This window comes from Nocardia sp. NPDC058244, from assembly GCF_042882065.1.
In the GTDB taxonomy this organism is placed as follows: domain Bacteria; phylum Actinomycetota; class Actinomycetes; order Mycobacteriales; family Mycobacteriaceae; genus Nocardia.
In genome coordinates, this window is the sequence record NZ_JBHVWX010000008.1 from 207589 (window position 1) to 219821 (window position 12233).

12 protein-coding genes are annotated in these 12233 nt (G+C 69.6%); 10 read left to right on the plus strand and 2 right to left on the minus strand.

Going from position 1 to position 12233, the window contains the following annotated elements; genetic code table 11:
* Window positions 1–230: 230 nt before the first annotated feature.
* Window positions 231–1283: an alpha/beta fold hydrolase gene (locus ACFVW6_RS25565; protein WP_378823032.1), complete on the plus strand. Its 1053-nt coding sequence runs from the start codon at window positions 231–233 to the stop codon at window positions 1281–1283.
* A gap of 28 nt (window positions 1284–1311) precedes the next feature.
* Window positions 1312–2001 carry a ferritin-like fold-containing protein gene (locus tag ACFVW6_RS25570; protein ID WP_355276063.1) on the plus strand — a complete coding sequence of 230 codons (690 nt, stop codon included), beginning with the start codon at window positions 1312–1314 and terminating at the stop codon, window positions 1999–2001.
* Window positions 2002–2004: 3 nt separating this feature from the next.
* On the opposite strand, the gene ACFVW6_RS25575 is transcribed toward ACFVW6_RS25570, so the two are convergent.
* Window positions 2005–2877 (minus strand): helix-turn-helix transcriptional regulator, encoded by an 873-nt coding sequence (locus ACFVW6_RS25575; RefSeq protein ID WP_378823030.1) that lies wholly within the window; start codon window positions 2875–2877, stop codon window positions 2005–2007.
* Between the two features lie 100 nt (window positions 2878–2977).
* Here ACFVW6_RS25575 and ACFVW6_RS25580 point away from each other — a divergent pair, with 100 nt between their 5' ends.
* Entirely contained in the window at window positions 2978–3514 is a 537-nt protein-coding gene (locus tag ACFVW6_RS25580) for a YceI family protein (protein ID WP_365007363.1), read from the plus strand.
* 100 nt (window positions 3515–3614) lie between these two features.
* Window positions 3615–3842, plus strand: a complete 228-nt coding sequence (locus ACFVW6_RS25585; RefSeq protein ID WP_355276057.1) for a DUF3107 domain-containing protein — start codon at window positions 3615–3617, stop codon at window positions 3840–3842.
* Between the two features lie 62 nt (window positions 3843–3904).
* Here ACFVW6_RS25585 and ACFVW6_RS25590 read toward each other — a convergent pair whose 3' ends face one another.
* Window positions 3905–4567 (minus strand): TetR/AcrR family transcriptional regulator, encoded by a 663-nt coding sequence (locus ACFVW6_RS25590; protein WP_019048689.1) that lies wholly within the window; start codon window positions 4565–4567, stop codon window positions 3905–3907.
* Window positions 4568–4888: 321 nt separating this feature from the next.
* Between ACFVW6_RS25590 and ACFVW6_RS25595 the strand changes: the two genes are divergently transcribed.
* The 6 genes from ACFVW6_RS25595 (at window position 4889) to ACFVW6_RS25620 (ending at window position 12221) form a co-directional block, all read left to right on the plus strand.
* A complete protein-coding gene (locus ACFVW6_RS25595; RefSeq protein ID WP_355276540.1) occupies window positions 4889–5848 on the plus strand; it encodes a DUF3152 domain-containing protein in 960 nt (319 codons plus the stop codon).
* Between the two features lie 105 nt (window positions 5849–5953).
* On the plus strand, window positions 5954–7135 hold the full coding sequence (moeZ, locus tag ACFVW6_RS25600) for an adenylyltransferase/sulfurtransferase MoeZ (RefSeq protein ID WP_355276055.1): 1182 nt from the start codon (window positions 5954–5956) through the stop codon (window positions 7133–7135).
* A gap of 112 nt (window positions 7136–7247) precedes the next feature.
* The gene (locus ACFVW6_RS25605) at window positions 7248–8099 is read left to right on the plus strand and encodes a TIGR02569 family protein (protein ID WP_355276053.1); all 852 of its coding nucleotides are present in this window, start codon (window positions 7248–7250) and stop codon (window positions 8097–8099) included.
* Between the two features lie 170 nt (window positions 8100–8269).
* Complete coding sequence (locus tag ACFVW6_RS25610; RefSeq protein WP_355276051.1) at window positions 8270–10126, plus strand: SCO2524 family protein; 1857 nt, start codon at window positions 8270–8272, stop codon at window positions 10124–10126.
* Between the two features lie 4 nt (window positions 10127–10130).
* Window positions 10131–11051, plus strand: coding sequence for an SCO2523 family variant P-loop protein (locus ACFVW6_RS25615; RefSeq protein ID WP_355276050.1), 921 nt, complete (start codon window positions 10131–10133; stop codon window positions 11049–11051).
* A gap of 168 nt (window positions 11052–11219) precedes the next feature.
* Window positions 11220–12221, plus strand: coding sequence for an SCO2522 family protein (locus ACFVW6_RS25620; RefSeq protein ID WP_387793013.1), 1002 nt, complete (start codon window positions 11220–11222; stop codon window positions 12219–12221).
* Window positions 12222–12233 lie beyond the last annotated feature (12 nt).

The following is a 12233-nucleotide window of genomic DNA, read 5'->3' on the forward strand; positions in this document are numbered from 1 at the left end:
GTCTGCCGGGGCGAGGAAACTAGCGTTGTCCACGGAGATTGTAGCGTGATATTCTTCGCAGCCCGAATTTCGGCTCGGCGCACAGTGCCGCGAATACCGGTGCGACGTCACATTCTCGTGGTCCCACCCTGTGTCACAGCACAATTCGACGGCCGCGATTTCGCGCGTGTCTGTCACGTGTAACAGAACTCACTTGGTACCGCCGGTACCGTGTGTGAGACATTCTTGACGTGAGCATCACCGAGACCGTCACCATCGCCGCGCGCAACGCGTGGGCGCTGAGCTTCGGCGGAGGCATCGAAGCGCCGGCCCCGGCCCCCTCGACCGTGCTGTGGGACGAACCGCATCGTCTGCTGCGCCGCTACGAATCCGAATCGCCCTCGGCCACATCGGATTCCGCGGTGCTGCTGGTGCCGCCGCTGGCCGCGCCCGCGACCTGCTTCGACCTGCGCCCGGACCAGAGCCTGGCCCGCCACCTGGTCTCGACCGGCCGGTCCACCTACCTCGTCGACTACGGCGACATCTCCTTCGCCGATCGCCGGATGGGCTTCGAGGACTGGGTCACCGACATCCTGCCCGAGGCGATCCTGCGCACCAGCGCCGATCGCGGCGGTGCTCCCGTCGACCTGGTCGGCTGGTCCATCGGCGGCGTGTTCGCCCTGCTCACCGCGGCCGCGAACCCGGAACTGCCGATCCGCTCGGTGACCGGCGTCGGCTCGCCGCTGGACTACAACAAGATGCTCGGCATGCCGCAGTTGCGCGCGGTCGCGAGCATCACCGGCGGCCAGGCCACCACCGCGCTGGTGCGCGCCGCGGGCGGCATCCCCGCGCCGCTGGTCAAGATCGGCTACCGGCTCGCCGCCTTCGAGCGGGAGCTGGCGCGGCCGATGTTCCTGGCGAACAACATCACCCGCACCGAGACGCTGGCCAAGATGGAATCCATCGACCGGTTCCAGGCCGCCATGCCCGGCTACCCCGGCCGCTTCTACGGTCAGATCTGGGGCCGGTTCATCCTGGCCAACGACATCGGCCGGGGCAGGCTCCAGCTGCGGGACCGGGTCATCGAACTCGCCGATGTGCGGGTGCCGGTGCTGCTGGTCGGCGGCACGTCCGATGTCATCACGCCCAAGGCCGCCGTCGAGGCGGGCCTGCGCACTCTCACCGGATCGCCGTCGGTCACCTACGAGGTCGCGCCGGGCAGTCATCTCGGCATCCTGGCCGGGCCGGACGCCCGCCACACCACCTGGACCTACCTCGACAAGTTCCTGGCGGAGCGCGACTGATCATCGATCGGGACTAAGGTTGATACCCATGGGAGCACAGACCTCTGCCGCGCCGGATGTTGTCTCGACCGAACCGCTCGCCGCGGATCACCCGGGGGTGACCGAGCTGTACGCGGTCGTCGCCTACGGCGAGATCTCCGCGTTCTACCGGCTGGCCGAAGAGGCCAAGCTGGCGCCGTCGCTGCGCGGCCGGGTGGCCGTCGCCAAGATGGCCGCCGCCGAGCTGGCGCACTTCGAAACCCTCGAGTCGGCGCTGGCCGCGCGGGGCGCCGATCCCGAGGCCTCGATGGCGCAGTACCAGGGCGCGCTGGACTCCTACCACGCCTCCACCGACCCCTCGACCTGGCTCGAGTCGATGGTGAAGTTCTACGTCGGTGACGGTCTGGCCGCCGACTTCTACTCCGAGATCGTCGGCGTGCTCCCCGCCGAGGTCGCCGACGTGGTGCGCGACGTGCTCGCCGAGACCGGCCACTCCCAGTTCGTGGTCGACGAGGTGCGCAGCGCGGTGGCGGCCAGCCGCTCCGAGCGCGACCGCCTCACCCTGTGGGGCCGCAGGCTCCTCGGCGAGGCGATCACCCAGGCGCAGTACGTGATGGCCCAGCGCGACGAGCTGGCCGAGCTGGTGCTGGCCGCGACCGGTGACCTCAACGGCATCGCCACCCTGTTCGACCGGATGCAGGAGCGTCACGCCGCCCGCATGGCCGAACTCGGCTTGTAGGTACTACTCGCCGACGGCGTGGCCCGGCACGAGGCGCAGTTCCGGTGCGCGGGCCGCTGCCTCGCGCGGCAGCCAGATGACGACCTGTTGATCGCGCTCGGCCGCCAGGGTCTGCACCGTGAACGTGAGGGTGCCGCGCACCGGGTGTTCGAAGCCGAGCAGGGTGGGCACGTCCTCGGCGAGGCGGTGCGGCTGCCAGCGGCGGGCGAATTCCGGCTCGGTGCACAGGTGGGCGATGATCCCGGCCACCCGCTCGTCCTCGGGCCTGCGCAGCCGGGTCCTGGCGAGCTGGTCGGCCAGGTGATCGGCGAGCTGGGCCCAGTCGGTCACCGTGACGCGGGCCTGCGCGTGCCGGAAGGTCCACACGGCCAGATTCACCTGGTCGGGATCGTCGAGCAGGCCGATCGGGCCGACCAGATCCGCCCACGCGCTGTTCCAGGCCAGCACATTGGCGCGCGGGCCGAGCACGAACGCGGGCGTCGGCGTCATCGCGTCGACGACCCCGCGCAGCGCGGCGGGTACCTGATCGAGCTCCGGGTCGAACGCGGTGCTCGGGCAGCGGGCTTCGGCGCTGCTGGTCAGGGCCAGCCAGCCGAAGTGCGCGCGCTCGGTGTCGTTGAAGCGCAGCGCCGTGGCCAGCGCGTCGACGACCGCCATCGACGGATTGCTGTCGCGCCCCTGCTCGAGCCGGGCCAGATAGTCGGCGCTGACGCCGGCCAGCACCGCCACCTCCTCGCGCCGCAGGCCGGGGGTGCGCCGCCGGCCGCCGCCGGGCAGGCCGACGTCCTCGGGTCGCAGCTCGGCCCGGCGCGCGACCAGAAGTTCCGCGAACGCCGACCGGGCATGCTGCCGATCTGTCATGTCTTCGCCTGCCATGTCTCGATGGTGCCCGGTCCCCGCTCTCGCAGCCACGCCCTGCGGGGTCCAGGATAAGCGCGGTCTGGTTAGCGGACCATGGTCCGGTCAGGGTGGAGGCATGACTTCCTCGACACAGACCCAGCAGCTCAGGACCGGATCGTGGGCGCTGGACACCCACCACTCCTCGGTCTCGTTCACCGTGCGCCACCTCGGGATCGCCAAGGTGCGCGGCGGCTTCACCAGCTTCGAGACCGAGTTCGTGGTCGACGAAGCGGGCGCGGCCACCATCGGTGCCACCATCGCCCTCGACTCGTTCGACACCGGCAACGCCGACCGTGACGCCCACATCCGCGCCGCCGACTTCCTCGACGTCGCCAACCGCCCGACCCTCACCTTCCGCGCCACCGCGCCGGTGCGCGTCGCCGAGTCCTTCACCGTCGCGGGCGAGGCCACCCTCGGCACCGTCACCCAGCCGGTCACCCTCGACGTCGAGTGGGGCGGCGTCGCCGACTTCCCCGACGGCACCCGGCACGCCGGCTTCTCCGCCACCGGCGCGATCAAGCGCACCGACTTCGGCGTCGGCGTCCCGATGCCGGGCATGCTGTCGGACACCGTGAAGATCGAGCTGGAGATCGAACTGATCGAGCCGGCCTGATCCCGTTCGCTCAGAGCGCAGGCGGGCATGGCACCCGCATCGGCCGCCTGCATTAGCCTGGAGTCGACAACACAGGACTCTTACGTTCGGAGGTTTGGCCGTGGAGGTCAAGATCGGTATTTCGGATAGCCCGCGCGAGCTCGTCATCAACAGCGCGCAGAGCCCTGACGAGATCGAGGCGCTGGTCTCCGAGGCGCTGAGCGGCGCGAGCGGTGTGGTCTCGCTGACCGACGAGAAGGGCCGTAAGTTCCTGATCCAGTCGGCGAAGGTCGCCTACGTGGAGATCGGCTCGCCCGCGACCGGCCGCGTCGGCTTCGCCACGGTCTGAAAGTTCTTGACACCGAAAAGCCCCGCACCGGATTCCGGTGCGGGGCTTTTCTGGTCTGGATGTCACCCGATCGGGTGCAGCGGGACGTGCTTGAGGCCGCCCCAGGCCAGGGCCACGGTGGTGTCGACCGCTTCGTCCTTGGGGATCGGGCGGTCGGCCTCGAGCCAGTAGCGAGCGGTGAACTGGCTGGCGCCGACCAAGCCGACGGCCAGGATGCGGGCCCGGTAGGGATCGAGACCGGAGTCGTGGGCGACGAGGTCGAAGACGGCGTCCACACACGCCTCGGTGGCCTGCTCGACCCGGCGCTGCACCTGCGGCTCGCTGGTCAGGTCGGATTCGAAGACGAGGCGGAAGCCCTGCATCTCGTTGTCGACGAAGTCGAAGTACGCGGCGACCGCGGCCCGCACGCGCTGCTTGTTGTCGGTGGTGGAGCGCAGCGCCTGGCGCACGCTCGACACCAGGATGTCGACATAGTTCTGCAGCACCGCCAGATAGAGCTCCAGCTTGCTCGCGAAGTGCTGGTAGAGCACCGGCTTGCTGACGCCTGCCACCTGCGAGATCTCGTCCATGCCCGCGGCGTGGTAGCCACGCTGGACGAACACTTCGCTGGCCGCGAGCAGCAGTTGCTGGCGTCGCTCGTCACGGGGCAGCCGGGTGCCGCGCTTGGCCGGGACCGTTTCCGGCACCGATCGGCGCGAGGTCATGCGGTCCACGAGGTCTGTCATCTCGGCTCTCTTTGTCGTTTACCCCGGCCCAGGGGTGCGGTCCGGTATCCCACGAACGATACCCGCACGGTGTTCCCATCAAGTTTCGCCCTGGAAATGTAGTACCAGTCCGCGGGGTTCGCCGGGCCGTAACCGCGTGATCTCCTGCGGCCGCCGCGAAGCCGGGGTTGCGCACTGTGAGAATCTGGTGGGGTGACCGACCGACCGGAACGACCATCCGGCGGCGGGCGCGATGTCGCTCGCCCCACGCAACCCACCGAGTCCGGTTCTGTGACGTCGGCGCCAGAAGGGCGAGAACTCCAGGTCTACGACCCGCTCGGGCTGTATCAGCCCGCCGACAAGTCGCGGCAGCCACTGCGCGCCCGCTGGAACCCCACCGACACCGACAGCGGCCGTCCGCGCAGCCCGCAGCGGGAGGCGAAGAAGCAGAGCGCGATCGGCCGGTTCGTGCGCCGCTACGGCTGGCGGGCCTACGCGCTGCCGGTGTTGCTGGCCGTCACCGTGCTCGTCGTCGTCGACGCCGTGCGCGCGGGCCCGATGCCCGCCGCGGTCGAACCCGGGTTCGGCGCGCTGAGCCCGAAGGTCGCCCAGTCCGGCATCATCGGCGCCCCGCCCGGTGACGGGAAGTTCCCCGCCGATCTGCCGCTGGGCGCGCTGCCCGAGGGCGGCGAGTACGTCGATCGCGCGGCGGGCACCTGGCATGTGGTGCCCGGCACCAGCCCCCAGGTCGGCACCGGCACCGAGCGGGTGTTCCGCTACACCGTCGAGGTCGAGGACGGTATAGACACCGGCCCGTTCGGTGGTGACGCCGCGGTGGCCAAGATGGTGGAGACCACCCTGGCCAACCCGAAGAGCTGGACCCACGACCCGCGCTTCGGTTTCCAGCGCGTCGACACCGGGGAACCCGACTTCCGGCTCTCGCTCACCTCCCGCGAGAGCACTCGCGCCGCGTGCGGATTCGAGATCCCGATCGACTCCTCCTGTTACAACGCCGATATCGACCGCGTGGTGCTCTCGGAGGTGCGCTGGGTGCGCGGTGCGCTGGCCTTCGACGGCGACATCGGCTCCTACCGGCAGTACCAGATCAACCACGAGGTCGGCCACGCCATCGGCTACCACGGCCACCAGCCCTGCGAGACCGACGGCGGCCTCGCGCCGATCATGATGCAGCAGACCTTCGGCACCAAGAACAACGACATCGCCCTGCTCGACCCGCACGGTGTGGTGCCCGCCGACGGCAAGACCTGCCGCTTCAACCCCTGGCCGTACCCGAGGGGGTGAGGGCCCCGGCGATGCGCGACCATAGACGGGAAGAACCCCGCGGCCGGCGATGTTGTCACCATTGCCAACCCGCACGGTTTTCGCCATAGATACAGGAGCTCTGACGTGTCATTCAACGGGTCCCTGCCGCCGCTCGTCGAGCCGGCCGCGGAACTGACCAAGGACGAGGTCGCTCGCTACAGCAGGCACCTGATCATCCCCGATCTGGGCGTCGACGGTCAGAAGCGCCTGAAGAACGCCAAGGTGCTCGTGATCGGCGCGGGTGGTCTCGGTTCGCCCGCGCTGCTGTACCTGGCCGCGGCCGGGGTCGGCACCCTCGGCATCGTCGAGTTCGACGAGGTCGACATGTCGAACCTGCAGCGCCAGATCATTCACGGCGAGTCCGATATCGGCCGGTCGAAGGCCGACAGCGCCCGCGATTCGATCCGCGAGATCAACTCCGGGATCGACGTGCGGCTGCACAAGATCCGGCTGGAGCCGGACAACGCGGTCGAGCTGTTCCGCGAGTACGACCTGATCGTCGACGGCACCGACAACTTCGCCACCCGCTACCTGGTCAACGACGCCGCCGTGCTCGCGGGCAAGCCCTATGTGTGGGGCTCGATCTACCGCTTCGAGGGCCAGGTCTCGGTGTTCTGGGAGGACGCCCCCGACGGCCGCGGCATCAACTACCGCGACCTGTACCCGGAGGCCCCGCCGCCGGGCATGGTCCCCTCCTGCGCCGAGGGCGGCGTGCTCGGCGTGCTGTGCGCGTCGATCGGTTCGGTGATGGTGACCGAGGCGATCAAGCTGATCACCGGCATCGGTGAGACGCTGCTCGGCCGCCTGATGGTCTACGACGCACTGGACATGAACTACCGCACCATCAAGCTGCGCCGCGATCCGGAGCGTCAGCCGATCACCGAGCTGATCGACTACGAGGCGTTCTGCGGTGTGGTCTCGGAAGAGGGTGTGGCCGCCGCGGCCGGGTCGACGATCACCGCCGCCGAGCTGAAGGATCTGCTCGACGCGGACAAGGTCGAGCTGATCGACGTGCGCGAGCCGGTCGAGTGGGACATCGTCCACATCGACGGCGCGACGCTGATCCCCAAGGACCGCATCCTGTCCGGTGAGGCGCTGGCCGAACTGCCTCAGAACAAGCCGATCGTGTTGCACTGCAAGACCGGTATCCGCTCGGCCGAGGCGCTGGCGGCGCTCAAGCGCGCCGGTTTCGCCGACGCCACGCACCTGCAGGGCGGCGTCGTGGCCTGGGCCAAGCAGGTCGATCCGTCGCTGCCGGTCTACTGATCCGGTAACTGCGCTGTTGCCGACCTCGCCGAAGATTGCGGCGAGGTCGCAAAGTGGAGTGTGCCAGCGTGCCTTAGGGCTCGGGCGGTAGCCGCGGGGTTACGGTACGGCCGTGACCTCAGTCGAACCTCCCGAGCATGTGCGGGCCACATTCGGGCTTCGCGAAGTGACACCGGTCTCCCTCGGTGACTGGGACGGTGGCTGGCGGCTGGGTGACGTGGTGCTGAGTCCGGTGGCCGATCACGCGCGGGCCGCGTGGTCGGCGAAGGTCCGCGAGACGCTGGCGGTCGACGGTCTGCGGGTGGCGCGCCCGGTGCGCGCCACCGACGGCCGGTACGTGGTGTCCGGCTGGCGCGCCGACACCTTCGTCGACGGCGCGCCGGAGCCGCGGCACGACGAGGTGGTGTCGGTGTCGCTGCGATTACACAAGGCGACAGCGCCCTTGGAGCGTCCGCGTTTCCTGGTGCAGCCGCCGGTCGCGCCGTGGGTCGACGTCGACGTGTTCGTCGCCGCCGACCGGGCCGCCTGGGAGTCGGTGCCGCTGCGCAGCTTGCGCGCGGGCGGCGTCCCGATCGCCGCGACTCCCGACGGGCAGCGCAGCCTGGAACTGATCGGTCAGCTGGCCACCCTGCGCAAGCCGGTGCGCGGACCCGATCAGCTCGTGCACGGCGATCTCTTCGGCACCGTCCTGTTCGCCGGGGCGCACACGCCCGGCCTGACCGACATCACCCCGTACTGGCGTCCGGCCGCCTGGGCCGCCGGGGTGGTCGTCGTCGACGCGCTGGCCTGGGGCGGTGGCGACGACGGCCTGCTCGACCGCTGGGCCAGCCTGCCGGAATGGCCGCAGATGTTGTTGCGCGCCTTGATCTTCCGGCTGGCCGTGCACGCCTTGCACCCGCGTTCCACCCCGGAGGCGTTTCCCGGCCTGGCCCGCACGGCCGACATGGTCCGTTTGGCGTTGTAAGGGCGAATTGCGCCGATAGTGACCGATGGGTCTGATGTGGTTTCAAATCCGTTGAGACCCAACGTTTCCTGGGATATCCCGTGCTATCTTCATCGAGCATCGCCGCCATGTGTCCTGCGCCGGACCGGGGGACCCGTGCGGCCCGTCACGAGCGGTGAGGATTGCTGCGGGTGAGAATCCAGCCCAGACAACAGATTCTGGATATTTGGAGCGCCATGCTCTCGGCCTGCTACCGGGACGAGAAATGGCATTGGGACGGAGTCCTCGGCGCCAATTCGATCAGTGATTCCGAACAGCTGCTGTGCCTGCTGTATCCGGCCACCGAGATCGAGAGTTTCGCGCTGGACCGCCCCGAGGCGATGTCCGACGACGTCAGGGTCGTCCTCGAGGCGTTCGGCGGCCAGGCCAGGATCGGCATCACGGTGCTCGGCCTGGTCGAGGAGTACCTGGCCCGCAACACCGATCCCGACGGCCTGCCCCGCTTCGACGCGGGCAGCTACCTGCGCGCCACCGGCGACACCGAGCCGACACCCGCCCAGCACGCGCTGGAGGTGGTGGACGGCTACTCCATGTCGGTGACGCTGTGCATCGCCGCGCTCGGCTTCGCCCGGGTCTTCGACCGCTGGGCGCGCACCGAGCGGCGCAAGGACATCAGCGCCAGGATCGCCGAGCTCAGTGGCGGATTGAGTACCCGGCTGACCGCCGCGATGACGGGCCTGGTGCGCAGTTTCGTGGTCAACACGGCCTCGCCGCGCTCACCCTCGGGCAAGGCGATGCTCGGGATGCTCAACCAGTCGGGGCAGCCGGAGAAGGTAGTCGTCGACGCCGTCGCCCGCAGCCTCGATCGCGTGCGCGCCCGGCTGCGCAACGACGTCACGCTGGGCCGGGCGCCGGAATCCGAACTCGACGACGAGGATCTGCTCTTCGAGTGCGGCTGGAGCTGGGGCGTGGTGCAGGGCGCCGACCCGGTCGACTTCGTCCCCGACGCCATCGGTTCCAGCATCGGCTACGCCGACCCGAGGCCCTACCTCTACTTCACCATCACCGCGCTCGACGGCATCAACGACGTGCTCTCCCAGCGCACCAGAGAGCTCGACCTGCTCGACGACACCCAGTACCGCCTGGCCGAGGCGCTGCGCATCCGCTGGGACATCACCCAGCGCTACTGGGCGACGGTCGCCCGCTTCGGCAGCGGCACCTGGCCGCTGGAGGACATCCCGTGGCGGACCTCCGACGGCGAGGAGTCGGACTACTTCTCCCTCATCGTGTCCGCGGTGCTGATCCAGGAACTGGTGGCCCGCACCGCCTCCGACGACGACCTCACCCGCGCGATCGGCATCTTCGACGAACTGGCCCGCCGCGGCCGGATCATCCGCCGACCCACCCAGGACGACCCGTCCCTGGCCCTGCACCACCCCGGCGTGCGGATGACACTGCGCGGCAGCGAACTCGTCGACGGCGGCGGTTCCCGGCTGGAGTGGATCGCCTCGGACTTCGCGCCGGTGCTGCTCAAGCGCAGCCTGCAGGCGGCCCGCCTGTCCGGCAACATCACCGCCCGCGACCGGCTGATGGAACTGGCCAAGAAGGTGATGGACCACCTGGACCTGCGGATGATCACCGACGGTGACGCCGCGGGCCTGTGGGACGATCCCGGCGCGGCCTTCGGCGCCGCCGCCAGGGCGGGTCAGACGCTCCCGTCCTGGTACATGACCGAGCGCGTGATCGAATGCCTGGTCACCGCGGACCGCACCTACCGGGAGGCGCCGCTGCGCTCCCCGGCGATGGTGGTGCGCGCCGTCGAACTGCTCAACGAGGCCGAGCACCTGCTCAATCAGGAGATGCTCAATGTCAGCGTCGAGGACACCTCGGCCAACCGGATCGCGCTCGACGGCGTCGAGCAGCAGCTGGCCAGGGCCCGCGACGTGGTGAATCTGCAACCGGGAACGGCGTTCACGCTCGCCTCGGCGGCCCTGATCGAACTGGACCGGCTCGCCTACGCTCGTCTCGACGCGATGAGGAGCACGTGACCCCATGATCGTTTTCGCCACCTCGGACAAGGGCGGCACCGGACGGTCGGTGACCAGTTGCAACCTGGCCTACCGGCTGGGCCTGCGCGGGATCAGCACGGCCTATCTCGACTTCGACTTCGGCTCACCGACCGCGGGCGCGCTGTTCGAGATCAGCGCGGTCGAGCGGGGCACCGCCTCCGGCAGCGGTCTGCACTCGTATCTGCGCGGCCACAACAGCCTGCCGCAGCGCATCGACGTGCGGGCCAACACCAATCGGGATGCCCTGCGCAGCCAGCGATCCCGGGGCGGCAAGCTGGTCCTGCTGCCCGGCGACGAGGGCGGCGGCGAGGCCATGTCGGCCAACGACGCGCATGTCGTGCGCCGCTGCCGCGAACTGCTGCTCGATCTGGACAGCACCTACAAGGTGGTGATCGTCGACCTGAGCGCGGGCCGGTCGGTGGCCATGCAGATCGCGCTGGAAGCGACTCGCCCCCAGGACATGCCGGACAAGGAGGTGTGCTGGCTGGTCTACCACCGCTGGACCCGGCAGCACCTGATGGCCGCGCAGGGGCTGGTGCACGGGCCCAAGGGCCTGCTGAAGACCGGGGTCGAACTCGGCTACGCCCCCGACGACCTGCTGGCCCGGATCCGCTTCGTCCGCACCGCCGTTCCGCGCGTCACCGACGAGCACGCGGCCAGCGGCGGCCCCCAGGCGGCGTGGCTGCTCAAGCAGAACGACGCGTTGCGTTCGCTGGCGGCCGAGTACCGGCTCGGCGCGGGCGCGTTGCTGGGGGAGACGCCGGTCGAGCCCGTGTTGCAGTGGCGGGAGCAGATCGTGCTCGACGCGGATGTGAACGCGGGCATCGCCAATCGCGCCACCGTCGACGCCTTCGAGGAACTGGCGCGGCGGCTGTGGGATCGCGCGACCTGGGTGCGGGTGTAACCGCGGGAAAACGCCCGCTCGGGCACAATGCGCGCAATCGCGACATAACTTGCGAAAGGGACTGGGGGAGGGGAAAATTCGATGGGCGTGTCCGATCGATGGGCGCGCCGTCGTGATGGCTAGAATCGCCACGATTCTATCCGGACGGGTTGACGAGGGGCTGTGGTTGTGGGTGGCGCCGTCTACGCCGAGTCGACGGCGTCAGTGCGTGTCGAGGATGTACCGCTGTCGCATGTGTCCATCGAGGTCGGGCACTTCTACATGTCGGACCTGCTCAACGGCGAAGCGACGATCGCGGCCCAGTTCGGGCGGGTGGCACCGCTGCTCGAGGCCTTCACCGAGATCGCCAGGCAGGACTTCGCCGAGGCCGCCGGTGGCGCCTCGCGGGTGCGGGTGAGTACCTGCTTCCTGCTCGACGACTACTTCCAGACCGACGCCGATCCCCGCCGGATCGTGCCGAAACTGCTGCGCATCGCCGAGGAATGCGGCGTCCGGATCGACTACCTGGCCAGCGAGGCCGGGTGCAGCCGGTATCTGCGCCGTCAGCACGACGAGCCGCGGATTCCGCTGGCGCAGATGGTCGCCGACGCGATCGTGGCCGAACCGGCGCCGGGCAGCACCGGGCGCAGGCCACCGACCGCGGAGTCGGGCTGGCTGTGCAACGGCGAGCGGTCCAGCGATCACGAGCCGGGTCACGCCATGGAGGTGAACTACCGGCCGCCGGTGGAGTTCGCCGCGCGCAACCACAACATCTTCCTCGACGTCGAGATGTGGCGCGATCGTGGCGCGGGCCAGGAGGTGCTCTGGTCGTGCCCGTTCCTGGCCTCGGTCTGGCAGCTGCTGCGCCTGGGCATGCTCCGCTACGAGGGCAAGGCCATCGTCGATGCCGAGTACTGGCCGCCGGGGCACGAATGGCCTGCGCGCTGGGCGGATTTCCCGAGCGTGATCCGGTTGCAGGAGCGGGCGGCGCCGTTCGCCGCGTTCCGCTCGCTGTCGCTGCTGCCGCAGCGGTACGTGGGCATCGAGCACGCGGTGCGGATGATCCTCGACCACGTCCAGCCCGACCCCGCCGTCGTCGGGCTGCTCACCCGCCGCGCGAGCGAACAGGGGATCGCGATGACCGACGACGTCACCGACCGGCTCTCGCATTTCTTCCTCAGCAGCCTGTAGATCCGATGCCGT